The 21,985-nt window shown below is 60.2% G+C and carries 25 protein-coding genes and 2 pseudogenes; 10 read left to right on the top strand and 17 right to left on the bottom strand.

Annotated features, from left to right (window positions below; translation table 11 throughout):
- Positions 1 to 6 precede the first annotated feature (6 nt).
- The 4 genes from AC0L7P_RS20320 to AC0L7P_RS20305 form a co-directional block, all read right to left on the bottom strand.
- Positions 7 to 1,044, bottom strand: a complete 1,038-nt coding sequence (locus AC0L7P_RS20320) for an ABC transporter ATP-binding protein (protein ID WP_473436232.1) — start codon at positions 1,042 to 1,044, stop codon at positions 7 to 9.
- A gap of 48 nt (positions 1,045 to 1,092) precedes the next feature.
- Positions 1,093 to 1,929, bottom strand: coding sequence for a carbohydrate ABC transporter permease (locus AC0L7P_RS20315; RefSeq protein WP_473435937.1), 837 nt, complete (start codon positions 1,927 to 1,929; stop codon positions 1,093 to 1,095).
- Positions 1,930 to 1,981: 52 nt separating this feature from the next.
- A complete protein-coding gene (locus tag AC0L7P_RS20310; protein ID WP_473435936.1) occupies positions 1,982 to 2,875 on the bottom strand; it encodes a carbohydrate ABC transporter permease in 894 nt (297 codons plus the stop codon).
- A 111-nt stretch (positions 2,876 to 2,986) separates the two neighbouring features.
- The gene (locus AC0L7P_RS20305) at positions 2,987 to 4,258 is read right to left on the bottom strand and encodes an ABC transporter substrate-binding protein (protein WP_473435935.1); all 1,272 of its coding nucleotides are present in this window, start codon (positions 4,256 to 4,258) and stop codon (positions 2,987 to 2,989) included.
- A gap of 197 nt (positions 4,259 to 4,455) precedes the next feature.
- Here AC0L7P_RS20305 and AC0L7P_RS20300 point away from each other — a divergent pair, with 197 nt between their 5' ends.
- The 7 genes and pseudogenes from AC0L7P_RS20300 to AC0L7P_RS20270 all read left to right on the top strand — a co-directional run bounded on the left by AC0L7P_RS20300 (position 4,456) and on the right by AC0L7P_RS20270 (position 9,699).
- Positions 4,456 to 5,331, top strand: a complete 876-nt coding sequence (locus AC0L7P_RS20300; RefSeq protein ID WP_473435934.1) for a DeoR/GlpR family DNA-binding transcription regulator — start codon at positions 4,456 to 4,458, stop codon at positions 5,329 to 5,331.
- Positions 5,328 to 5,699, top strand: a complete 372-nt coding sequence (locus AC0L7P_RS20295; protein ID WP_473435933.1) for a hypothetical protein — start codon at positions 5,328 to 5,330, stop codon at positions 5,697 to 5,699. The genes AC0L7P_RS20300 and AC0L7P_RS20295 overlap by 4 nt, the downstream gene beginning before the upstream one ends.
- A complete protein-coding gene (locus tag AC0L7P_RS20290; protein WP_473435932.1) occupies positions 5,657 to 6,412 on the top strand; it encodes an AgaS family sugar isomerase in 756 nt (251 codons plus the stop codon). Before AC0L7P_RS20295 ends, AC0L7P_RS20290 begins: the two co-directional genes overlap by 43 nt.
- Positions 6,393 to 7,337 carry an ROK family protein gene (locus tag AC0L7P_RS20285; RefSeq protein ID WP_473435931.1) on the top strand — a complete coding sequence of 315 codons (945 nt, stop codon included), beginning with the start codon at positions 6,393 to 6,395 and terminating at the stop codon, positions 7,335 to 7,337. The genes AC0L7P_RS20290 and AC0L7P_RS20285 overlap by 20 nt, the downstream gene beginning before the upstream one ends.
- Before the next feature lie 3 nt (positions 7,338 to 7,340).
- Positions 7,341 to 8,482: pseudogene (locus tag AC0L7P_RS20280) on the top strand (class II D-tagatose-bisphosphate aldolase non-catalytic subunit).
- A gap of 133 nt (positions 8,483 to 8,615) precedes the next feature.
- A complete protein-coding gene (locus AC0L7P_RS20275) occupies positions 8,616 to 8,822 on the top strand; it encodes a hypothetical protein (RefSeq protein ID WP_473435930.1) in 207 nt (68 codons plus the stop codon).
- Positions 8,809 to 9,699, top strand: a complete 891-nt coding sequence (locus AC0L7P_RS20270) for an N-acetylglucosamine-6-phosphate deacetylase (RefSeq protein ID WP_473435929.1) — start codon at positions 8,809 to 8,811, stop codon at positions 9,697 to 9,699. Before AC0L7P_RS20275 ends, AC0L7P_RS20270 begins: the two co-directional genes overlap by 14 nt.
- Here AC0L7P_RS20270 and AC0L7P_RS20265 read toward each other — a convergent pair.
- The 12 genes and pseudogenes from AC0L7P_RS20265 to AC0L7P_RS20210 all read right to left on the bottom strand — a co-directional run bounded on the left by AC0L7P_RS20265 (position 9,696) and on the right by AC0L7P_RS20210 (position 17,648).
- Positions 9,696 to 10,451, bottom strand: a complete 756-nt coding sequence (locus tag AC0L7P_RS20265; RefSeq protein ID WP_473435928.1) for an SDR family oxidoreductase — start codon at positions 10,449 to 10,451, stop codon at positions 9,696 to 9,698. The genes AC0L7P_RS20270 and AC0L7P_RS20265 overlap by 4 nt on opposite strands.
- A gap of 58 nt (positions 10,452 to 10,509) precedes the next feature.
- On the bottom strand, positions 10,510 to 11,334 hold the full coding sequence (locus AC0L7P_RS20260; RefSeq protein ID WP_473435927.1) for a DUF2189 domain-containing protein: 825 nt from the start codon (positions 11,332 to 11,334) through the stop codon (positions 10,510 to 10,512).
- 48 nt (positions 11,335 to 11,382) lie between these two features.
- Positions 11,383 to 11,556, bottom strand: coding sequence for a hypothetical protein (locus AC0L7P_RS20255; protein ID WP_473435926.1), 174 nt, complete (start codon positions 11,554 to 11,556; stop codon positions 11,383 to 11,385).
- Positions 11,546 to 12,430 carry a cytochrome-c oxidase, cbb3-type subunit III gene (gene ccoP / locus AC0L7P_RS20250; RefSeq protein WP_473435925.1) on the bottom strand — a complete coding sequence of 295 codons (885 nt, stop codon included), beginning with the start codon at positions 12,428 to 12,430 and terminating at the stop codon, positions 11,546 to 11,548. Before ccoP ends, AC0L7P_RS20255 begins: the two co-directional genes overlap by 11 nt.
- Positions 12,421 to 12,591: a cbb3-type cytochrome c oxidase subunit 3 gene (locus AC0L7P_RS20245; RefSeq protein WP_473435924.1), complete on the bottom strand. Its 171-nt coding sequence runs from the start codon at positions 12,589 to 12,591 to the stop codon at positions 12,421 to 12,423. Before AC0L7P_RS20245 ends, ccoP begins: the two co-directional genes overlap by 10 nt.
- 4 nt (positions 12,592 to 12,595) lie before the next feature.
- A pseudogene (gene ccoO, locus AC0L7P_RS20240) lies at positions 12,596 to 13,290 on the bottom strand (cytochrome-c oxidase, cbb3-type subunit II).
- Positions 13,291 to 13,375: 85 nt separating this feature from the next.
- Positions 13,376 to 15,025, bottom strand: a complete 1,650-nt coding sequence (gene ccoN / locus AC0L7P_RS20235) for a cytochrome-c oxidase, cbb3-type subunit I (protein WP_473435923.1) — start codon at positions 15,023 to 15,025, stop codon at positions 13,376 to 13,378.
- Positions 15,025 to 15,222: a cbb3-type cytochrome oxidase assembly protein CcoS gene (gene ccoS / locus AC0L7P_RS20230; RefSeq protein WP_473435922.1), complete on the bottom strand. Its 198-nt coding sequence runs from the start codon at positions 15,220 to 15,222 to the stop codon at positions 15,025 to 15,027. Before ccoS ends, ccoN begins: the two co-directional genes overlap by 1 nt.
- A 237-nt stretch (positions 15,223 to 15,459) precedes the next feature.
- Positions 15,460 to 15,837 (bottom strand): DUF488 domain-containing protein, encoded by a 378-nt coding sequence (locus AC0L7P_RS20225; RefSeq protein WP_473435921.1) that lies wholly within the window; start codon positions 15,835 to 15,837, stop codon positions 15,460 to 15,462.
- 160 nt (positions 15,838 to 15,997) lie between these two features.
- On the bottom strand, positions 15,998 to 16,705 hold the full coding sequence (locus AC0L7P_RS20220; protein ID WP_473435920.1) for an RNA polymerase sigma factor: 708 nt from the start codon (positions 16,703 to 16,705) through the stop codon (positions 15,998 to 16,000).
- Positions 16,702 to 17,232: a plastocyanin/azurin family copper-binding protein gene (locus tag AC0L7P_RS20215; protein ID WP_473435919.1), complete on the bottom strand. Its 531-nt coding sequence runs from the start codon at positions 17,230 to 17,232 to the stop codon at positions 16,702 to 16,704. The genes AC0L7P_RS20220 and AC0L7P_RS20215 overlap by 4 nt, the downstream gene beginning before the upstream one ends.
- The gene (locus AC0L7P_RS20210; protein WP_473435918.1) at positions 17,229 to 17,648 is read right to left on the bottom strand and encodes a hypothetical protein; all 420 of its coding nucleotides are present in this window, start codon (positions 17,646 to 17,648) and stop codon (positions 17,229 to 17,231) included. Before AC0L7P_RS20210 ends, AC0L7P_RS20215 begins: the two co-directional genes overlap by 4 nt.
- Before the next feature lie 214 nt (positions 17,649 to 17,862).
- Here AC0L7P_RS20210 and AC0L7P_RS20205 point away from each other — a divergent pair, with 214 nt between their 5' ends.
- From AC0L7P_RS20205 to AC0L7P_RS20195, 3 genes are all read left to right on the top strand, one after another.
- Positions 17,863 to 18,846 (top strand): TRAP transporter substrate-binding protein, encoded by a 984-nt coding sequence (locus tag AC0L7P_RS20205; protein ID WP_473436231.1) that lies wholly within the window; start codon positions 17,863 to 17,865, stop codon positions 18,844 to 18,846.
- A gap of 73 nt (positions 18,847 to 18,919) precedes the next feature.
- The gene (locus AC0L7P_RS20200; RefSeq protein ID WP_473435917.1) at positions 18,920 to 19,438 is read left to right on the top strand and encodes a TRAP transporter small permease; all 519 of its coding nucleotides are present in this window, start codon (positions 18,920 to 18,922) and stop codon (positions 19,436 to 19,438) included.
- The gene (locus AC0L7P_RS20195) at positions 19,431 to 20,714 is read left to right on the top strand and encodes a TRAP transporter large permease (RefSeq protein WP_473435916.1); all 1,284 of its coding nucleotides are present in this window, start codon (positions 19,431 to 19,433) and stop codon (positions 20,712 to 20,714) included. Before AC0L7P_RS20200 ends, AC0L7P_RS20195 begins: the two co-directional genes overlap by 8 nt.
- A 67-nt stretch (positions 20,715 to 20,781) precedes the next feature.
- On the opposite strand, the gene AC0L7P_RS20190 is transcribed toward AC0L7P_RS20195, so the two are convergent.
- Entirely contained in the window at positions 20,782 to 21,819 is a 1,038-nt protein-coding gene (locus AC0L7P_RS20190) for a LacI family DNA-binding transcriptional regulator (protein ID WP_473436230.1), read from the bottom strand.
- Positions 21,820 to 21,985: the final 166 nt, after the last annotated feature.

Genomic DNA, 21,985 nt, shown 5'->3' with positions numbered 1-21,985 from the left:
TTTCCCCTATTGTTGCGGTTCGATCCGCGCGCCGCTGTCCAGTGCGAACAGATGCAGGTGTTCCCGCGCGACGTTCAGCGCGACGTTCTGCCCTTCACGCAGATTGTTCCTCTCGCGCAGGGAGGCCAGAACCGTTCCCCCGGCAATGTCGAACGAGATCATTTCCTCTGCGCCCGTGGGTTCGACCAGATCGACCTTGCCCGCGATGCCCTGATCGGCAAGGTGCAGATGTTCGGGGCGAAACCCCAATGTGACCTTGCGGCCCGGGTCAAACCGGCCGGCAAGGGGCAATTCAACGCCGGCCCCGTTGGTGAACCGTGCGCCGGTTGTGTCAATCTGCCCCTCAAGAAAGTTCATGCCGGGCGAGCCGATAAAGCTGGCCACGAATTTGTTGACCGGGGTGTCATAGAGTTCGGTCGGGGTGCCGTATTGCTCCAGCCGCCCCTCGGACATCACGGCGATCCGGTCGGCCATGGTCATCGCTTCGATCTGATCGTGGGTGACATAAACGGTGGTGGTGCCCAGTTCGTTCTGCAACTTCTTGATCTCGCCGCGCATCTGCACCCGCAATTTCGCATCGAGGTTGGAAAGCGGTTCGTCAAACAGATACACCTTGGGCGTGCGCACTATGGCGCGCCCCATCGCGACCCGCTGGCGCTGACCACCCGACAGGTTGCGCGGATACCGGTCAAGGAACGGCGAAAGACCCAGCTTTTCAGCGGCAATACCCACCTTTTCGCGGATTTCGGCCTTGGGCCGTTTGGCGATACGCAGGTGAAACCCCATGTTTTCGGCCACGGTCATATGCGGATAAAGCGCATAGTTCTGAAACACCATCGCCACGTCCCGTTCAGACGGGCGTTCGCGGCTGATGTCTTTTCCATCCATCAGGATTTCGCCGCCATCCACCAGTTCAAGCCCCGAAAGCATGCGCAATGACGTGGATTTACCGCAGCCGGACGGCCCGACCAGAACCACGAATTCGCCATCCTCGATCGGCAGGTTCAGGTTTTCGACCGCCAGCTCGCGGCGTGTCGGCGAAATGCCGGGTCACGTTCTTGAATTCAATCGTCGCCATTGATCCTGTCCCTTTTATTTGTCTGCGCCAAGGGTCATGCCCTCGATGATCTGGCGGCCAAGCCAAAGATAGACGGCAAGCACCGGCAGCACGAGAATGCACACGCCCGCGAACAATCCGCCCCAGTTTGCGTTGTTGTACTGCATGGTTTTCATGAAATTCAGCAACGTCACCGACAGCGTCAGTTGGTCGTCGGTCTGAAGAAACACCAGCGCAAAGATCGTTTCATTCCAGTGGGCGATCATGTTCAGGATCGTCAGCGTCACGATCCCCGACCGCGCCAGGGGCAACATGATGATCGCAAATGTCTGCACCGCCGAAGCGCCATCCAGCGTCGCCGCTTCCTCCAGCTCGCCCGGCAGGCTGGCAAAGAATCCGGTAAGGAAAAACACCGCGAACGGCAGCGACGATGCCACATAAAGCACCCACAGTCCCCAAAGTGAATTCACCATGCCAAACTGATTCATGATCGCATAAAGCGGCAGGATGATAAGCTGCGCGGGAATGCCGATACCAAGGGCAAAATACATGGTCAGCGGCCCGGCGCTGATCACCTTGAACCGGCTCAGCGCATAGGATGCCGGCGCGGCGATGGCAATGGTGGCCAGCGCGGTGCCAACGGTCAGCATCACGGTGTTCAGCACCGATTGGCCAAAGTTGCCGTCCCGCCAGGCCAGCACATAATTGCCCCACTGGATTACCTCGGGAAGATCCCACGGCACCTCGAAAATCTCGGACGAGGTTTTCAGGGACGACATGACCATCCACAGCAGAACGAACACGTTGAAGGCGACAAACAGCCAGACCAGAGGCACGCCGACAACCTTGATCGGCCCCATCCGGTCAGTCACGCCACCGGCGCCCGCCTGGGTTTTTTCGGAGTAGTTGTCATCTGAAAAATCCTCAGAATTGAAGCGTTTCACGGTGCATGACGCGCCGCAGCAGCACCACAAGAACCACCACCAGCGCCAGCATGACCACAGCACTGGCCGAAGCGGTGCCATAGCGGGGCATCCCCTCGCCAGAGAACGCCTCGGCATAGGAATAAAGGGCGGTGTTCCACGTCTTGACCGGCGGCAGGAACCCGACAGCGCCCGCAAAGGCGAGAATGAATTCGAAAACCTTGATTGAACTGATCGTCCACAGGATCGCGGCGATGCCGAACACCTCCCACATCAGGGGAAGGGTAACAAAGCGGAACTGTTGAAACGTCCCGGCCCCGGCCAGCGCGCAATCTTCGTACAGATGTTTGGGAATGCGGTCGGCCCCCGCCATCAGGATCGTAGTGTAAAACCCGGTCGAAACCCAGACAAGGCCGATCATCACCACGTTGATCATCATGTTTTCATTCAACCACTTGGGCGGGTCCGACACGCCGGCCAGCGACAGGAACTGATTGACCAAACCATCGGCCTGAAACAGGAAACCCCACAGAATGGCGATCACCACCCCCGACAGGATATTGGGGAAAAAGATCACGGCGCGCACGATCCCGCGGCCCATCATATCGCGCAGCACCATCATCAACCCAAAGCTGAGAAGGAACGTCGCGCCCCCCACCAGAAACAGGATCTTGAGCGTGTTGACGAACGACAGCATGAAAACGGAATCGTAATACAGAATCCGGTAATTCCGGATGCCGACCCATTTCATCTCACCCGCGCCGGGCCATTTGTGAAAGCTGATCCAAAGGGTGCCAAGGGCAGGCACGACAAAGAACACAGTGTAAAGGATGACGGCAGGGGCGATGAACCACCAATAGATTTTCTTTTGTTGCTGCTTAATGGGGGTGTCCATTATCCAGGCTCCAATGCGTTGGCGGGGTCGGAAGAAAGAAACTCAGGCAACGGTGGCCGCCGCGCGCGGGAGAAAACGCGCAGCGGCCAGACAGTGCCGTTTCGGGCGCTGTCAGTCGCGCAGTTCCCAGTACAGAACGGTCTGATCGACCAGTTCATCCTGGAACGTCTTGGCGTCGATTTCGCCAAAGATCAGTTCATTCACCAGCGGCGTCAGAACCTTGGTTGTGTAATCGGCGTTATAGGTGTTCACGCCGTCATAGGAATTGTGCGGCGGGTTGCCCGCGTTCAGCGCGTCATAGACAGGCGCCAGCACCGGATCGATTTCAATACCCTTGCCCGGCACGATCACCTTGGCCTCGTCCGCCAGTTCAGCAAGGTATTTCTTCTGCATGAAAAACGCGACGAACTTTTCCGCGTCTTCGATATCAGGGCCTTTCTTGGCGATGGAAAACCCGATCTGTCCGACTTCTTCGGTGGCGAATGAATCAGGCCCGACCGACGGCATCTGGAACGGCACCGGCTTTGCGCCTTCGGGTGCAAAATCGGCTGTCTCGCGGGGCAGCCATGTGCCGTTATACATAAAATCAATCTTGCCAGCGGCCCATTGTTGCTGCTGCGCTGGCCATTTGCTTGAATCATAGCCGTCGGCAAAGAAACCGGCATCGACCAGCTGTTCGATCTGCTGCGCTGTTTTCAGGATCCGCGGATCGCGCAGGGCATCGCCACTGCGGTCTTCGATGGCCGCGTTGACATTGCCCGCCCCCAGATGCCGCACGGCAATTTCGGCAAAGTAGAACAGGTTGTAAAACCCGATGTCGCCGTCCTGACCAATCACCTGATCGCCAGCATCCTTGCGCTTTTGAAACAGGGCGATCATGTCATCCCATGTCTTGGGTTCATGGCCCACCAGTTCTGGCATCCGGGCCGCATCGTACCACCAGGACGAACTGAGAAGGATATAGGGCACCATGAAGGTTGCGCCATCCTCGGTCACGGTATCGCGCGAATTGTCCAGCAGCGCCTCTTCCACGGTCTGATCCTGACCCGGAACCTGCATGTCATAGACCGCATCCATGGAATGCTGATTTGATGTCGTGACCAGCGCGGAATAAACCTTGCGCCGCTCGCCATCCACAAGGGTAAAGGGCGTTTCGGGTGAATTCAGCGTCGGGCCGACCTTTTTGTGAATGTCGCGCCCAACCCATTGAACATCAACCGTTATCCCGGTTTCTGCGGTAAAGTCCCCGATCGCGGCCGCCAGAACCTTTTGCTGGGGCTCTCCCTCGTTCCACATGGACCAATAGGTAAAGCTGCCATCGGCATTGGCATGGCCCGCGATGGTTCCGGCGGCAAGGGCCGCCATCAACAGTGTTTTCTTCATGAATGTGTCCTCCTCTGATTTTGCCGAACCTAGGCAGATCAATGTAGTTTTGCAACATATTTTTATTAAGCAGACACAATTTCGGACCATTCTGGGGGAATTTTTGTTGTTTTACTACGAACTACGCGACGTAAAAAATTCACTGTTGCCAATAATGTAGTTTTATGAAAGTAATTGTCGCAATCGGAGACAACGTCATGAACGACACAGACAACATATTCCAACGCATCTGTGATGACCGCGATGCGCTGTCCCGCGCCTTTCGTCAGATCGCCGATTTTGTGATTGCCGAACCCCGTGAATTCATCAACAGCCCGATGCGCGCCCTGTCGGAACGGGTTGGCGTCAGTGAACCCACCCTGATCCGCTTTGCCCGGCATTACGGCTATCAGGGGTTGCCCGACCTGCGCCTGTCCTTTGCCATGTCACTGGCGACCAACGATATGACCGCCTCGGCCGATCTTGAACCGCGCCTGAAAGACAAGGAAATCGTCAACCGACGCGCCAAACAGGCCATCGCCGCACGCGCCGCCGAACTGGCGGCCGCCGACCGCTCGCTGCTGCTTGATTCAGGGTCCACCATTCAGTTCATGGCCGAAAATCTGGTGGCGGCGCCGGGCAAGACGATTCTGACGACAAGCCTCAACGCCGTGCTGATCCTGCGCAATTCCGAACAGCACCGCCTTATGATGCCCGGTGGCGTCTTGCGGACCGGCCCCTTGTCGCTGGCCGGGCGGATGGCCGAAACGAACCTGGCGGACATGACCGTCGACACGGCCTATCTCGGGGCCGATACCCTGCATCCGAAATACGGGCTATCGACCTATAACGAGGAAGAGGCACATTTGAACCGGGCCATGATCCGCGCCAGCAAACGCGTGGTGGTTCTGGTTGATGCGGGCAAATTCAAAGGCCCGGCCCTGCACCACATTTGTGATCTTACGGATGTGGATATCATCGTCTCAGACAGCGCCCTGCGCCCCGAGATGCGCGCCGAAATCGAAGAAACAACGACACAGCTCATACTGGCCGACATTCCCCCGGCCGATCGAAAGACCAGAGGAAAACCATGACCGAAAACTTTGTCACCGAAGCCGAAATCGCCGCCCAGCCCGATATCTGGGCCGCCTGGACCAGTGAACTGACCGCCCGCGCCACAGAGGTGCGCGACTGGATCGCGCGCCGCGCGCCCGATGAAATCTGGCTGTGTGGCGCCGGGACATCGGCCTTTATCGGCGATTCTCTGGCCGTCGCGCTGAACCACCGGCGTGGCATTTCGCTGCGCAACGTGCCGACCACCGATCTTGTGGCGCGGCCGCAGGATTTTTCCGCCCCGGCATGCGCCCCCTTGTCGTTTCGTTCGGGCGCAGTGGCAACAGTTCGGAAAGCATCGGTACGATGGATCTGCTGGATCGTCTGTCGCCTGATGCGGACCGGCTGAACATCACCTGCAACAAGGACAGCGTTCTGGCAAAACGCGCCCCAACAGGCAGCGGCGAAGCCCAGGTCATCGTCCTGCCCGACGCCTGCCACAATACCGGGTTTGCCATGACCTCCAGCTATACCACCATGCTGCTGACGGCGCTGGCCTGTCTTGACGATACCCCGATCACGGATCTGGCCGCCGCAACTCAGGCGCTGGCGGATGCCGGGCGCGGGCTTCTTGCCCATGATCTGGATCTGGCGCGCCCGGAACGCGCGGTTTTCCTGGGGTCAGGCGCCTTTCAGGGAACGGCGCGTGAATCTGCGTTGAAGGTGCTGGAACTGACAGCGGGGCGGGTTGTCACGTCCTGGGACAGCACTCTTGGGTTTCGCCACGGCCCCAAGGCGGTGGTTGACGATCAAACCGCCGTTTACATCTTTCTGTCGGCGCACCCTCTGACCCGCAAATACGATTCCGACATCGCAACCGAAATCCGCGCCCAGTTTCCGACCATTCCGGTGACAACCATCGGTCAGAACATCGACGGCTGCGATGCCCCCGACATTGCGTTCGACTGCGCGCTTGACGATGTCTGGACCACGCCGGTTGCCGTCGTGGTGGCACAACGCCTGTCCGTTGCCTGGTCGAAATCCCTTGAACTGAACGTTGACGATCCCTTTGCAGGGCGCAATCTGACGCGGGTGGTGGCGAATGTCCGGCTCTATTCCTGATTGCGGCGCGGCGGTGGTCGCGGGCATTGATCTGGGCGGCACCAAGATTGCCGCGACGCTGTTTGATCGGGGGATGACCGCCCTCGCATCGCGGCGGCGGCCAACCCCGCGCGAATCCTATTCCGATCTGCTAAGCGCCCTGGAACACGAGGTGCATTGGCTGCGCGAAGAGGCGGAGAACCCGGATCTGCCCGTGGGCATCGGCATTCCCGGCCTTGTCGACCCGCAGACCGGGCTGTCGGTCACGGCCAATCTGGCCGCCAATGGCCAGACCCTTGCGCGCGATCTGGCGCAGCGACTTGGCGGGACGATCGTGTCGGCCAATGATTGCAAATGTTTCACCCTGTCCGAGGCCTGCGGCGGCGCGGGCCAGAGCCACGCCCGCGTCTTTGGCCTGATCCTTGGCACCGGGTTGGGGGGCGGTCTGTGTCAGGATGGCCGGCTTGTGCTGGGCCATAACGGCCTGCCCGGCGAAATCGGCCATTACGCCCTTCCTGCCCATGTGGTGGCCGCCCATGATCTGCCATTGTTGCCCTGTGGCTGCGGGCGAACGGGATGCACCGAAACCCTGATTTCTGGCACCGGCATGGCACATCTTTCGCGCACCATCACCGGAACCGCCCGCCCCGCCATCGAAATTGCCGCGGCCCCGGACACACCCGACAACAAAAAGGTGCTGGAGGTCTGGGCCGAGCTGACCGCCGAACTGCTGCACACGATCCAACTGCATATTGACCCCGATTGCATCGTTCTGGGGGGCGGATTGTCCAACATTTCCGGGCTGGAAACACGTCTGAGCGTGGCATTGAACCGGGTTGCCCTGCCAACGGTCCGGCGCCCCGAAATCCTGAAACCAATGTTTGGCGACAGCAGCGGCGGCCGGGGGGCCGCGTTGCTGGCGCTTGATACCATCGAAAGGGCCTGAGTCATGAGCCTTGTAAACGACATCGTGGCGCGCAACCGCGCCGGTGAAACCATTTCCCTCGCTTCGGTCTGTTCCGCGCAACCGGACGTGCTGAGCGCATCTTTACTGCTGGCGCAGGAAACCGGCCGCGCGATCCTGGTCGAGGCCACAAGCAATCAGGTGAACCAGTTCGGCGGTTATACCGACATGACCCCCGACATGTTCATCGAAAACGTCCGGGCCCGCGCCAAGGCACTGGGCGTTGACCCGGATTTGGTGGTTTTTGGCGGCGATCACCTTGGGCCGCAGGTCTGGCGTGCCTCGGACGCTGAAACGGCCATGGGCCACGCCAGGGATTTGATGCGCGCCTATGTCGAGGCGGGGTTTACCAAGATCCACCTCGATTGTTCCGAAGGCTGCGCCGGTGAACCGGCCCAGGTGGACGATGACATCAGCGCCACCCGCGCCGCCGCCCTTGCCGCCGTCTGCGAGGCCCACGCGCCCGATCCATCGCTGCTGAGCTATGTTGTCGGAACCGAAGTTCCGCCCCCGGCGGTGCGCGCACCGAAGACGGCGGCCAGTCGATTGTCGCCACCCTGCCCGAACGCGCCCGCCACACGCTGGAACGCCACCAAACCGCATTCCACGCCGAGGGGCTGGATGGGGCTTGGGATCGTGTCATCGGTCTGGTGGTGCAACCGGGGCTGGAATTTGCCCCGACCCACATCGACCGCTTTGATATGGATGCGCCTGACAAATTGTCAGCGGCCCTGTCCGACCATCCCAACATCGCGTTTGAGGCCCATTCAACCGATTACCAGTATGATGCGGTGTATCCCGAACTGGCGCGCCGCCATTTTGCCATCCACAAGGTCGGCCCGGCCCTGACCTTTGCCTATCGTCAGGCGCTTTATGCGCTGGACGGCATCTCAAAATGGACCACACCCGCGCGCAGCGGCCACGACCTGTCGGATGTGATGGAGAGGCTGATGCTGGCCAATCCCGATCATTGGCGCAAACATTATGAGGGCAGCGAACAGGAACTGCACCTTCAGCGCCATTTTGGCTATGCCGACCGCATCCGGTATTACTGGCCCGAAGCCGGGGCGCAGGCGGCTGTATCCGATCTGTTCAAGGCGCTGGAACAACCCGCCCCCACCCCCTGACCGAGCAGTATTTTGCACCTGCCGTCATTGCCCGGGCGCAGGCGTTGGGACAGGTCGCCGGGGGCTGGGCGCGGGCGCTGGTCTGGGCACAGATTCAGGACATGCTGTCGCCCTATCTGTTTGAGGCCGCGTGATGCGTTGGGTCTTGCCCGCTGGGGTATTTGACGGCGAAACCCTGTCGCGCAATATCGCCATTGCCATTGAGGATGACCGAATTGTCGATCTGGCCGATAGCGCCACATTGGCCCCCGGCATCGAACCCGAACCGCTGGCGGTGATCCTGTCGCCGGGGTTGTTTGATGTGCAGGTCAACGGCGGGGGGCGTGATGCTGAACAATGATCCCACCCCCGAAGGCGTGCGCGCGATTGCGAGCGCACACCGTTCGGTGGGAACGCCGTTCATCCTGCCCACGGTCATCACCGACCACCCCGACATCACCGAACGCGCCGCCATGGCGGTGCTGGGCGAACATGGGAAAAACGGCGTGCTTGGCATTCACGTTGAGGGACCGCACATCAGCCTTGCCCACAAAGGAACCCATGATCCGGCGCGCATCCGCCCGTTTGATGCCCGCACCCGCGCCCTGCTTGAACGCCTGCGCCAGCACGATCTGCCGGTGCTGCTCACCGTTGCGCCCGAAACCCTTGAACCGGGTACCATCGCCGATCTGACCGCCATGGGCGTGACCGTCGCCGCCGGGCACAGTGCCGCCAGCGCCGCACAGACAGAACAGGCCCTTGCCGAAGGATTGCGCGGTTTTACCCATCTTTTCAACGGGATGCCCCAGATGACATCACGCGCCCCCGGCATTGTCGGGGCTGCCATCAACAGTGATGCGTTTTGCGGGATCATTGCTGACGGCCATCATGTGGATGACAGGATGACCGTCCTCGCCTTTCGCGCCCGCCCGCGCAAAGGGCGCATGGTTCTGGTCTCTGATGCCATGTCCACGATCGCCGGGCCAGATCATTTTGAAATCTATGGCGAAACCATCCGCGTGCAGGGCGGCAAACTGGTCAATGCCCAAGGCTCACTTGCCGGCGCGCATATTGATCTGCAAACCTCGGTCGCCCGGCTGGTCGAACATGTGGGTATATCGGTGGGCGATGCCCTGGGCGCCGCCACCAGCGCCCCCCGTGACTTTATGAGGATCGCGCGCCAACCCTTGTTGGGCAGCCACATGGACGATGTGTTTCAGGCGCCGGCCTGGCCCTAAATCGAGGCGGTGATGCCGCCATCCACAAACAGCGTCTGACCATTCACGAAACTTGACGCGGCAGAGGCCAGAAACACCGCCGCGCCGCATAATTCCTCCACCTCACCCCAGCGCCCTGCCGGGGTCCGCGCCGACAGCCATTGGTTGAACGCATCGTCGGTATAAAGCGCCTCGTTCAGCGGCGTTTTGAAATATCCGGGGGCGATTGCGTTGATCTGCAACCCATGTTTCGCCCAATCGGTCGCCATGCCTTTGGTCAGATTGCTGATCGCGCCTTTCGAGGCCGTATAGGGCGCGATTCCGGGCCGGGCGAGCGCAGATTGAACCGAGGCGATATTGATGATCTTGCCCGCCTTGCGCGGGATCATCCGTTGCGCGACGGCCTGCCCGACATAAAACGCCGAATGCACGTTGGTGCGCATCAGACGATCAAAATCCGCCGGGTCGTAATCTTCCAACGGGCCACGAAGCTGCATGCCGGCATTGTTGACCAGGATATCAATCGGCGTTCCCGCCCCTTCAAACCCGCCAATGGCGGATTGCACCGCGTCGGCATCGGTGACATCGAAACACAACATATCAGTGGCCCCGATGGCATCGCCGGCGGATTTCAGTTTCCCTTGGGAACGCCCGTTCAAAATGACCCGCGCGCCAGCATTCGCCAACCCCCGGGCCAGCGCCAACCCGATACCCTGAGACGAACCGGTGACAAGGGCGGTTTTACCGGTCAGATCAAACAGTGACGCCATCATGCGCCCCCCACGCCCGGCAAAATGCCGGGGTCTGGCCAGCCTGGGGCATCACGGGTGATCATGCGGGCTGGATGAACATGCGTTGGGTTTCCTCGCCGTCCCGATTTGGGCCGCGAATGGCGCGATAGGCATGCCAAGTGGCATGGCCCAGCACCGGAAACACCAGGATAAGGCCAAGCCCGGCCGTCAGAACCGACACCAGGAACAGGCCCAGAACAATGGCCCCCCAGGCGAGCATCACGGGAAGGTTGCTCCAGACCATCGCCATGCTGGTCCCGAGGGCCGTCATGGCGTCAACCCGTTCGGTCAACAACATCGGAACCGCGAAAATGCTGATGGCAAAGGCGAAAGCCGCAAACAGCCCCCCCACAACGCCGCCCGCAACCAACAATCCCCAACCGGTCGGGGTCAGGAACAGCATCGGCACGATTTCGGCCGTGCCGGGAAAGGTGACCATTCCGAAGAACAACGCATAAATCAACACGGCAGCGCGCATCCAAAGCATGAACAGCGCCAACAGCAACACCCCCATGAAATAGCCCGAACCAGCCTGCGGCCTGACAAATATCATCTGGCCAAAACCGGTGTGTTCGCCGTCTTCCAGGCGGCGGCTTTTTTCATACAAACCATTGGCAATCAGGGGACCAACCACCATGAACCCGGCCAGCGCGGGAAACAGCGCATAATCGTATTCAAGACGGAACAGGAACCAGACGACGAACGCCGACACCAGAAACACCCCCACGCCATAGACCAGACTGGGCAGGGGGTTTGTCCACAAATCGGACCATCCGGCGCGCAACCACGAAAATGCTGTCCGCCAGGGCAATTCACGGGCATGGGTCTTTTTGCGGGGCAGCGGCGGCACCACCTTGGGGATCATCCCGTGATCCTCATCCAGATCTTCGGGGGGCGGGGGTGTCTTGATCGTTCAGCATGCGGGTTTCGCCGCGCGATAGGACGCGGCGCCTTCTGTGGATGTCAGAACGCAGTCTGGTTGCGACGACAGTGAAACCGCAACCAGATGTGTATTGGCCGCAACAAAGAGCGCGACCACAAGAAACGCCGTGGTGACCGCAAAGAGTCGCGGGCGATTAATCAGCATGGTCCGTCTCCTTTGCAAGATCTTGAACATAGAGCGTCAGAATCTTCCGGTCGGCAAGGGTCAGGCGACTTTCCCAAGAGGGCATCCAGCCGTGCCGCCCACCATAGATGGTCGTGAACAATGTCGCATCATCGCTCCCGTAAATCCAGTTGGCATCGGTCAGGTTCGGGGCGCCCACATCATGCGATCCCGTGCCATCGTCCCCATGGCAACTGGCGCAGTTGTCCGCAAAAATCGTGGCCCCTTCGGCAAGGCGCTCCTGGCTGGCGTCGGTTTCCAGCCCCGACAGGGATCGCACATAATCGGCGACAATACGGATCTGGTCGCGCTCCAGCATGCCATCGCGGCCAAAGGCCAGCATTTCGGCATAGCGGGTGTCGGGATGGGGGGCATTGATGCCGACGCGCAGGGTTTCCATGATCGTGTCCGCATCACCACCCCAAAGCCAGGCGGCATCCACAAGGCTGGGAAAGCCGGGGCCGCCAGCCGCATTGATGCCATGACAGGCGGCGCAATTATCGCCGAACAGCATCGGCGCAGTGTCGTTGACATGGCGCATGAGGGCTGGATCGGCGCGGATGTCATCGGGGGCAAGCGCGGCGATCTGGCTGGTCCAGACCGAGCGTTCAACATTCGCTTCGGCAACCTGGCGTTCAACCCGTTTCTGTTGATCAACGCCCAGAATGCCCTTGGTATAGGTATCCCCCAAGGGCCATGCAGGCATCAGCACCCAGTAGATCACCGCCCAGATATGGGTGACGATGATGAAAAACCAGATCACCCGCGGCACCTTGGTGTTCAGTTCGGTGATGCCGTTCCATTCATGCCCGGTGGTCAGATGCCCGGTAAGCGGGTCGCGTTCTTTTACTGACATGGCCCGTCCTCATCATCGAGAATGCTGTTTGCCGCCTTGTCGAACCGTTTCCCAAGGGACGGCCAGAAGGCATAGATGGTTATCCCGACCGACAGGGCAATCAGATAGAAAAGCCCAAAGGATTTGGCGACCATCGAGGTCAGTTCATGGGTGATTTCCATCTGTTCACTCCCCTCTTTCCGGTTCGGTCTTTGCCGCCACGTCCGTCAGGCCCCCGAGAATCTGAAGATAGGCCACCAGCGCATCCATTTCGGTCAACTGTCCGGGGCGCCCGTCAAATGCGCGGATGTTGGTTTCATCACCATAGCGTTCAGAAACACCATCTGCACGATCCGAATCCGGGAGCGCCTGCCCCCCGCGTCAAGCGCGGCATTCTTGATCTGTTCATCCGTATAGGGAACGCCAACGGCGCGCAGCGCCGCGAGCCGATCCGGCAGGCTGTCCACCTCAAGTTCGCGCTCCAGCATGAAGGCATATTGCGGCATCACCGATTCAGGCACGACGTCGCGGGGATTCACAAGGTGGCGCACCTGCCAATAATCCGAATATTTTTCGCCGATACGGGCAAGATCCGGCCCGGTGCGTTTCGATCCCCAAAGCATCGGGTGATCGTATTTCGATTCCACCGCCAGCGAATACGGCCCGTAACGATCCACCTCGTCGCGCAAAGAGCGGATCATCTGACTGTGACAGGCATAGCACCCCTCACGGACATAGATATCACGCCCTGCCTGCTCCAACGGGGTGTAAAGCCGCATGTCGGGGGCGGCTTCAACGGTGTCATCAATGGTGAACAGGGGCGCGATCTCGACAAAGCCGCCGACACTGCCGGCAACGATAATGCCAATGGTCAGGGCCATCGAATGCCGTTCAGCCCGATAGTGGGTTTTCGCCTGAAATTCGAACAGGCGCGCGAATGGGGAAAGCAGTTTTCGGAACATCGGTTTACTCTCCTGCCGGCACGGCGGGTTCGCCCGCTTCGGAACGTGTCGGATAATCGCGTTGCGGTGCATGGTCAGGCACCCGGCGCACGGTCATGACGACGTTGATCAACGCCAGAACCGCCCCCGCAAGGAACAACCCGCCCCCCAGCGCCCGGGCAATATAATAGGGATGCATCGCCACCAGAGTATCGACGAAGGAATAGGCGAGCGTGTCACTTTCGGTATAGGTGCGCCACATCAACCCCTGGGTGATGCCACTGTTCCACATGGCGAAAACGTAAATCACCGTGCCCGCCAGCGCGAGCCAGAAGTGCCATTCGACCAGTTTCCAGGAATACATGGATTCCTTGCGCCACAGCACCGGCACCAGCGCGTAAATCGACCCAAAGGTGATCAGCGCAACCCAACCCATGGCCCCGGCATGAACATGCCCGACAGTCCAGTCGGTGTAATGGGACAGTGAATTGACGGGGCGCACCGCCATGAACGACCCTTCAAAGGTGGACAGCCCGTAAAACACCGCGGCCACCATCATGAACCGCAGGGTGGCGTCGTCGCGCACCTTGTGCCAAGCGCCGTTCAGCGTCATGAGCGCGTTGCCCGCACTGGCCCAACTGGGAATAAGCAGCATGATCGAAAAGGTCATGCCCAGGGTCTGCACCCATTGGGGCAAGGCGGTGTAATGCAGGTGATGCGAACCAACCCAGACATAAAAGAACGTGATCCCCCAGAACGACAGGATCGACAGCCGGTAAGAATAGATCGGCCGCCCTGCCCTTTTGGGCAGAAAGTAATAGAGCATCCCCAGAAAGCCCGAGGTCAGGAAAAACGCAACCGCATTATGGCCATACCACCATTGGGTCATCGCATCCTGAACCCCCGAGAAGGCGGAATAGCTTTTCGCCCCGGCAAACGACGCTGGAACCGCCAGATTGTTGACGATGTGCAGGATTGCCACAACAAGGATGAACGCCAGATAATACCAGTTCGCCACATAGATATGCGGTTCGTTCCGGCGGGCCAGCGTACGGATGTAAAGCACGAAATACACCACCCAGACAATCACCAGCCAGATATCGGCATACCATTCCGGCTCGGCGTATTCCTTGGATTGGGTCACCCCCATCAGATAACCCGACGCCGCAACGATACAAAACAGGTTGAACCCCATCAGCACAAACCAGGGTGAAATATGCCCCGCCATCCGGGCGCGGCTGGTGCGTTGCATGATATGGAACGACGTGGCGATAAGAGCGTTGCCGCCAAAGCCAAAGATCACGCCCGAGGTATGCACGGGCCGGATACGCCCGAAGCTGGACCAGGGGGCGTCAAACCGCAGATCGGGCCAGGCCAGTTGCGACGCCACCCAAACGCCCATCCCCATGGCGACAACCGCCCAGATCAGCGCCAGAATGATTCCGGCTTTGGTCGGGTCGTCGTAATAGGTTGTGGCGCGGTCCTCGGTTGGTTCGGGGTCGTACAATGCCTTCATGGCGACCACGAAAAGGCCCCCGGCAAAGATCAGCACGATCCAGCCATGGGCACCCATCGGATCGCCATGCCCGACCGCTGCCATCAGCAGGCCAACAAGGGCAACCACGCCGGTCAGGAGCATGGCAAGCTGGCGTTCTCCTGTGTTCAACCGTGTCATCAAGGGGCCGTCTCCTTTTGTTGGCGGGCCGTATGTCTGGGGTTGCGGGCAATCGGGCGATCTTCGGCGTAAAGAATACGTTCGGCATCACCCGCCAGATCCTCGTATTGGTCGGCGCGAAGGCTCCACAGAAAGGCGGCAAGCCCCGCGATACCCATCACCAGCGATACGGGAATAAGGACAATCAGGACACCCATGCTGTAACCTTTCGTTTCTGCCCCCGCCCGGAAAAGCCCCCGGCGCGGCGGAATTGCGGCTCACCCAAAGTTGATTGACCGTGAGTTCACCATAAAGTTGTGAGCTATCGCAAGCCTCATGTCTCGCACAAGGCCCACCCGAAGCGACAAATTGTGCTAAATGGCGGGAAAATGGGCTTTTTCAGGCCCATCGCGGCCACATGTCGCAGCATTCCGCCCGGATCCGCCCATGTGTCGTCATGCCGCCCCGCCCTTCATGCGTTGCGCCAGATAATCCTGCAACACAACCGCCTGATTGTGGTCGCGATCCTTTGCCGCATAAAGCAGCGTCACAGGGCCTTTGGCACACCATTCCAGACAACGATCAACGGCATCGGGGTTTTCCTTCAATTCATGCATGTAACGGTTTCGGAACTCTGCCCATTTTTCGGGGTCATGGCCGAACCATTTGCGCAGTTCCGTGCTGGGGGCCACGTCCTTGATCCAGGCATCGTGCCCCAGATCATCCTTGGACACGCCCCGCGGCCAAACCCGATCCACAAGAATCCGGGCGCGCTTGTCCGTTGCCGGGTCATCATAAACGCGGGAAATCGTGATGTCGGATTGTGCTGTCATACCAAGGCCTCCAAAGCAGATGCAGGGCATTGGAAAAGGCGGCGCAGGGCGGCCTGCCTGCGGCCACAAGATCGCCGTGCCTTCGATGCTGCTGCACGGGAAGGCTAGGGCGAATAATAGGTATTGTAAATGCCAATTATAGGGCGGGCAGCCCGCAACGCTAAATGTCTCGGGCGGCCTTCAACTGTGCAATGACCCGGTTTGCCATGCCCACACAGCGGGCACCATCGAACGGAAAGATCGCGTCAAACCCGCCCTTGACCCGCTGTTCAAGCGCGATCCGCAACCGTCTGCGGGCACGGAACAGGCGGGTTTTGACGGTAATCGGGTTCAGCGACAGATCCTGAGCGATGGTACGCACGCTCATCCCTTCGGCTTCGCGCATCAGAAACGGCAGGCGCAGTTCACTGGGCAGACCGGCAACCGCATCCTCCAGAAACACCCGCATCTGCGTGCGCCCCAGCGCCGCTTCGGGCCGGTCGGGGGTGTGACCGGGAAAGGCAAGGATGCCGGTGCTGTTTTGGTCAACTTCGGCCACGGTGTCGTATTCCTCTTCTGGGTGGGCACGGCGAACCTGCATCAGGGCGGTGTTCAGCGCGATACGGGTCACCCAGGTGGAAAACCGCGCCTCGCCGCGAAATGTCTCAAGCCGGGTGAACGCCTTGAGGTAGGTTTCCTGCACCACATCCTCGGCGGCGGCGTCGTTGGCCACAATTCCGCGCGCAACCCGGAACAGGCGCGGATTCATCCGCCGGATCAGCTCGCGAATGGCGGTTTCGCTGCCGTTTCGGGCCGCCGCGATCAGTTGCTCTTCGGGGGTCGATGTCTCCGAGCGCGCGGCATCGTGGTGGTTCGGCTGCGCGGTCATACCTTGCCTTTCCGGTCGATCCGGCCACGGGCGAGGATGTCTTTCACATCAGGAAACGCCGCCAGCACCTCGGGCGACACATCGTCGGTGTCCGCGCTCGGCCCTTCCCACCCTTTGTCATCGGGCGTGCCGACGACGATGCGCCCGACCATGGCCGCCATTTCGTGGGGGATACAATAGTAATCATAAACCCCCGGCACATCGAGCGTAACGTCAAAGCTTTCGTCAGGCAAAAGAAACCCGCTGTCCCACGGCTTTGCCGCGTTCGGAATACGGCGGACCCGGTCAAACACATCAGGGTGATAGGCCGTGGACGTATGGCTGTTGCCCGGGTCGCGATTGACGAAACGGATCGTCGTGCCCGGCGAAACCGCAAGGCCCTGTGGCGAGAACCAAACATGTTCCCCCCGGGCGGTGCCGCGCATTTCGATCACCGGCAGCGGTGCGGCGCGCAAAGGCAAGGGGAGCGAAAGGGTGGCAAGAATGCCACCCCCCAGCATCACAAAGCTGCGTCGGGCGAGGGTCATTTCGCCAACCGCTCTTTGGCGCCGTCATCGTGATACAGCACGACGTGGGCGTGGGGTTTGTCAACGCCGGGATGCCCCGCGTTGTAATAGATGTCGACCGAGCTGACATTGTGCATCCCAACCGGCAGATCATCGAACGAAACCCCGTTCTTGAGGTCATCAAGCGGGGTCATGTAAACCGTGGCTGACAGTTTTCCGTCATGGTCATAGGCAAGAAACGGCCCCGCGGGCAGTTTGCTCGCATCCACGAACAGCGTCCCCAAGCCCGGAAGAAATGCAGGCAAGGGCAAGACATCGCTTACCTGCACATAGGGATCACCCGGAGGCGCCTGAAGCAGCGCCTTTTCGTCATGGGCGGCGGCAAGGGTTGCGGATGCGGCCAATAGGGTGGCACCCAGCAAAAGGGATTTGATCATGTTGTATCCTTTCAGTCTCACAACAGCGCCATTTCTGTGGCACTTGTCCCTTTGATGCAGCCTGGCGCAAAAGGTTCCCGTCCCCCTGTGCAAAAGTCACACGATCGACGCGCCCCTGCCCGCAAAGGGGGCCTGATATCGGGATTGCCATTGCACGGGCCGCAGGATAGCAATTCGCAACACACAATGTGGCGATAGAGGAGGGGACCATATGATGTTCAGCAGAATTCGTGAAACGGCGCTGGTTGCGGTCGCGGCGGTGATTGCCGGCGGTGCGGCGGCGGCCCAAACCGAGGTCAAGATCGGCTATGCTCTGGCGCCCGATTCCCATTACGGTGTCGCCGCCGAGAAATGGCAGGAAGTGGTTGAGGCCGAGACAGACGGCAAATTCAAGTTCCGGCATTTCCCCTCATCCGGTCTGGGTGGCGAACGTGAAGTTGTCGAAGGTCTGCAACTGGGCACCATCGAGGCGGCGATCGTTTCAACAGGGACGCTCAGCAACTTTGTTCCCGAAACCGGTGTTACGGACATTCCGTTCCTGTTCCGCAGTCTGGACCACGCGCGCCATGTGCTGGATGGCCCCATCGGGCAGGAAATCCTTGCCAAGTTCGATGATGCCGGTCTGGTCGCGCTGGCCTGGGGCGAACAGGGGTTTCGCCACATCACCAACAACCGCAACCCGATCGAAACCCCCGAAGACCTGGCGGGCATGAAGCTGCGCACGATGGAAAACCCGGTTCACCTGGAGGCGTTCAATGCCATTGGCGCCGCCCCCACCCCGATGGCATGGCCCGAAGTAATCGGCGCGCTGCAACAGGGCACGATCGACGGTCAGGAAAACCCGCTTTCGGTGATCGTTTCAGTCAAGCTGAACGAAGTGCAGAAATATCTGACCCTGACCGGCCACGTCTATTCCCCGGCCATGCTGCTGATCTCCAAGCCATTCTGGGATGGCCTTACGGATGAGGACAAGGCCGCGTTTGAAAAAGGCGCAACCGAAGCCGTGACCGCCATGCGCGCCTATGTGGACAATGTCGAAAAAACCGGCGTCGCCACCTTGAAAGAGCGCGGCATGCAGGTCAACGAATTGTCGGTTGAACAAAAGGCGGCGTTCCGCGCGGCAATCGAAAGCGCCTATGAGGACTACTATAAAACCTATGGCAAGGATCTGATCGACCGTATCGCGGCGACCGAATAATCCATGACGTAAATGCAAAAGCGGCTGGCGGCCCATGTCGCCAGCCGCTTCGTTTTCTATCGCCGGAGGGACGGTGCCCAAGCTCGAACGCATATTCGTTTCGCTGAACGGGGCGGTTGTTATTGCCATCCTGTCTGCCATGGCGCTGATTGTCGGCGCCAATGTCGGGCTGCGCTATACCACCAACCATTCCCTGTCCTGGGCGGATGAAGCGGCGCGATACCTGATGATCTGGATGACGTTTCTGGGCGCCGGTCTGGCGTTGCGGCAAGGTGGCCATGTGGCGATCACCAACCTGCACGATGTCCTGAGCACCCGCACACAACGAATTTTGCGCGCCGGGATCGTTCTGGCGCTGCTGATCTTCTTTGCCTTTATGGTCTATGTCGGGCTGGAATACATGCAGCGCGCCCGGTTTCAGAAAACCCCGGCGCTACGGCTTTCCTTTGGCTATGTCTATGCGGCGATGCCGGTCGGGTTTTGCCTTTTGATCGTGCATCTGCTGTTGATCGCAAAACCCTTTGTTCTCGCGGGCCACTACAAGAAAGCAGGGGCCGAGGTCGATGCCATGCCCGGTGGCGCAAGTGGCTGAAATCCTGTTTATCGCCCTTTTCGTTCTGCTTGCCCTCGGGTTGCCGGTGGCCTTTGCCATGGCCATTTCCGTGTTCGTCGCCATCGGTCTGGGCAGCTCGTACCCGCAGATCGTTGTTGTAAAGGAAATGTTCGCGGGGCTGGACAGCTTTCCGTTGCTGGCGGTGCCGTTCTTTATTCTCGCGGCGGAAATCATGACCGGTGGCGCGATCACCCAGATGTTGTTGCGCTTTGCCTCGCAATTCGTGGGGCACCTGCGCGGGGGCCTTGGCTATGCCAACGTGATTTCATCCACCATGTTCGCCGGTATTTCCGGGTCGGCGCTTGCCGATGCCGCAGGGCCGGGGGCGATGATGATCCGCATGATGGAAAAGGGTGGCTATGATCGCAGCTATGCCGGCGCGCTGACCATTTCCAGCGCGGTGATCGGACCGATCATTCCGCCTTCGATCGTGATGATCATCTATGCGTTGCAGGATCAGGCGGTGTCGGTTGGCTCGCTTTTCATGGCGGGGGTTGTGCCGGGGCTGTTGCTGGGGTGCGGCAACCTCGCGGCGAATTGGCATGTCAGTCGCAAACGCAATTATCGCAGCACGGCGCCCCGTCCGGGCAAGGCCGAAATGCTGCGCAACACCGCCATGGCGCTGCCGGCGCTGGGGCTGATCATTCTGATCATCGGCGGCATCCGTGGTGGCATCTTCACCCCGACAGAGGCATCGGTGATCGCCGTATTCTATGCAATGTTTTGTGGCATGGTGATCTATCGCGCCCTGCGTTGGCGCGATTTGCCGGGGATCATCCTGCGCGCGGCGCTGATCAGCGCCGCGGTGCTGCTGATCCTCGGGGCGGCGCGGGCGTTCGCCTGGGTGCTGATCATCGAAGGCGTGCCTCAGTTCCTTGCCGAAACGATCATCGGGTGGGAATTATCACCCATTCTGTTTCTGCTGGCGGTCAACGTGTTGATGCTGATCTTCGGATTGTTCATGGATCCGCTTCCCGGCGTCATGATCCTTGTCCCGATCCTTGCCCCGATCAGCCATTCCCTGGGAATTGCGCCAGATCACTTTGCCATTGTCGTCATCGTCAACCTGACACTGGGCCTGACGACACCGCCTGTGGGCAGCCTGATTTTCGTCGTGTCCTCGGCGGCGGATCTTCGGCCCGCGGCCTTGGTGCGCGAACTGCCGCCATTCTTTCTGGCAAACCTGATCGTCCTGATGTTGCTTACCTTCGTCCCCGCGCTCAGCACCTGGTTGCCACATATCAGCGGCTTTTGACCAATACACCGGTTACGTCCCGCCAATGTCGGTCATCCCTGACAGATGCGCGCGGGCGCCGTGCGGTTCAGCCAATGGCAAGCCCGGGCGCCGCGACCGACTTGCGCTCTACCAGCGTACAGTCAAGCCGCACAGCGACCCGGCGCTTGACCGGCGGTGAATCGTCGTCGATCTGGCGGACCGCCCAGGCCCCCATAGCCCGCTGTGGCAAAACCAGCGTGGTCAACTGTGGGTGCAAATGGCGCGAGATTTCTTCATCGTCGTATCCGACCACCGAAATGTTGTCGGGGATCACCAACCCCGCTTCCTTGATCGCCTCGTAACAGCCGATTGCCATCCGGTCATTCTGACAGAAGATCGCGGTCGGCCGCTGGTCAAGCGACAGCAACCGGCGCGTCGCCTCATACCCGGCGCTGGCTGACCAGTCGCCTTCGATCACAAGGTCGGGGTCCATGGGGATTCCGGCGGCTTGGAGCGCGCGGTGATACCCTTTCAACCGGTCCCGTGTCGCCTCCATCCACGGCTCGCCCGTGATCGTGGCGATCCGGCGGTGGCCATGATCCAGCAGATGTTGGGTGGCCCGTGCGCCCCCCGCCAGTTCGCCGGGCACCACCGCAGGCAGCGCCGCCCCCTTGCTGTAACAATTCAGCAGAACGACCGGCACCTTCAGGTCGGTGATCCACGCAGGAAGGGTGACATGACGGGTAAAAATCGTCATGTAAATCAGCGCACTGACCCCCGCATCACACAGCGTTTGGACCGTGCGTTCCTCGACATCGGGGTCATTCATGGTTTGCGCGACCATGATCAGGCGCCCGTCGTCCCAGACGGCCTGTCGGACACCGTCGATGGCCACCACGGCCTCGGGGCTGGTGGCCAGTTGATCCACGATAAAACCGATAACCTGTTTCTTGCCACCTGCCGCGTTGCCCGGGCTTTCGGCGGGGTCGCGGTGGGCCATGCCGGACGCGCCATAATTCAGCCTGCGCGCCGCCTCGATCACCCGGGCGCGGGTGGCGTCGGATATGGTGACACCGGGGGTTCGGTTCAGCACGAAAGACACGGTCGCCTGCGAACAAAGGGCAAGACCGGCAATATCTGTCATGGTGACGCGTCGCTGGCCGCCTTTGGCCTGTCGCCGCTTTCGCGGTGGGTTGGCCGGGGCCGGATCGTTCTTGGCGTTCATGCTGTTCTCCGCCTGCCGGGCACTCGCCGACCACACCCTCAATACCATGGCTCACAACGGGGCTACAGGCTTTGTTGATGATTAT

The sequence above is a fragment of the Oceaniglobus sp. K40-3 genome (genome assembly GCF_055808395.1).
This window is presented reverse-complemented; position numbering and strand designations above follow the sequence as displayed.

What these genes read in the sequence shown, in the direction of transcription:
- AC0L7P_RS20310 (WP_473435936.1), bottom strand. Translation starts at nt 2,875, where the DNA reads ATGGACACCCCCATTAAGCAGCAACAAAAGAAAATCTATTGGTGGTTC.
- AC0L7P_RS20305 (WP_473435935.1), bottom strand. Translation starts at nt 4,258, where the DNA reads ATGAAGAAAACACTGTTGATGGCGGCCCTTGCCGCCGGAACCATCGCG.
- AC0L7P_RS20300 (WP_473435934.1), top strand. Translation starts at nt 4,456, where the DNA reads ATGAACGACACAGACAACATATTCCAACGCATCTGTGATGACCGCGAT.
- AC0L7P_RS20295 (WP_473435933.1), top strand. Translation starts at nt 5,328, where the DNA reads ATGACCGAAAACTTTGTCACCGAAGCCGAAATCGCCGCCCAGCCCGAT.
- AC0L7P_RS20290 (WP_473435932.1), top strand. Translation starts at nt 5,657, where the DNA reads ATGGATCTGCTGGATCGTCTGTCGCCTGATGCGGACCGGCTGAACATC.
- AC0L7P_RS20285 (WP_473435931.1), top strand. Translation starts at nt 6,393, where the DNA reads ATGTCCGGCTCTATTCCTGATTGCGGCGCGGCGGTGGTCGCGGGCATT.
- AC0L7P_RS20275 (WP_473435930.1), top strand. Translation starts at nt 8,616, where the DNA reads ATGCGTTGGGTCTTGCCCGCTGGGGTATTTGACGGCGAAACCCTGTCG.
- AC0L7P_RS20270 (WP_473435929.1), top strand. Translation starts at nt 8,809, where the DNA reads ATGCTGAACAATGATCCCACCCCCGAAGGCGTGCGCGCGATTGCGAGC.
- AC0L7P_RS20265 (WP_473435928.1), bottom strand. Translation starts at nt 10,451, where the DNA reads ATGATGGCGTCACTGTTTGATCTGACCGGTAAAACCGCCCTTGTCACC.
- AC0L7P_RS20260 (WP_473435927.1), bottom strand. Translation starts at nt 11,334, where the DNA reads ATGATCCCCAAGGTGGTGCCGCCGCTGCCCCGCAAAAAGACCCATGCC.
- AC0L7P_RS20255 (WP_473435926.1), bottom strand. Translation starts at nt 11,556, where the DNA reads ATGCTGATTAATCGCCCGCGACTCTTTGCGGTCACCACGGCGTTTCTT.
- ccoP (WP_473435925.1), bottom strand. Translation starts at nt 12,430, where the DNA reads ATGTCAGTAAAAGAACGCGACCCGCTTACCGGGCATCTGACCACCGGG.
- AC0L7P_RS20245 (WP_473435924.1), bottom strand. Translation starts at nt 12,591, where the DNA reads ATGGAAATCACCCATGAACTGACCTCGATGGTCGCCAAATCCTTTGGG.
- ccoN (WP_473435923.1), bottom strand. Translation starts at nt 15,025, where the DNA reads ATGACACGGTTGAACACAGGAGAACGCCAGCTTGCCATGCTCCTGACC.
- ccoS (WP_473435922.1), bottom strand. Translation starts at nt 15,222, where the DNA reads ATGGGTGTCCTGATTGTCCTTATTCCCGTATCGCTGGTGATGGGTATC.
- AC0L7P_RS20225 (WP_473435921.1), bottom strand. Translation starts at nt 15,837, where the DNA reads ATGACAGCACAATCCGACATCACGATTTCCCGCGTTTATGATGACCCG.
- AC0L7P_RS20220 (WP_473435920.1), bottom strand. Translation starts at nt 16,705, where the DNA reads ATGACCGCGCAGCCGAACCACCACGATGCCGCGCGCTCGGAGACATCG.
- AC0L7P_RS20215 (WP_473435919.1), bottom strand. Translation starts at nt 17,232, where the DNA reads ATGACCCTCGCCCGACGCAGCTTTGTGATGCTGGGGGGTGGCATTCTT.
- AC0L7P_RS20210 (WP_473435918.1), bottom strand. Translation starts at nt 17,648, where the DNA reads ATGATCAAATCCCTTTTGCTGGGTGCCACCCTATTGGCCGCATCCGCA.
- AC0L7P_RS20205 (WP_473436231.1), top strand. Translation starts at nt 17,863, where the DNA reads ATGTTCAGCAGAATTCGTGAAACGGCGCTGGTTGCGGTCGCGGCGGTG.
- AC0L7P_RS20190 (WP_473436230.1), bottom strand. Translation starts at nt 21,819, where the DNA reads ATGACAGATATTGCCGGTCTTGCCCTTTGTTCGCAGGCGACCGTGTCT.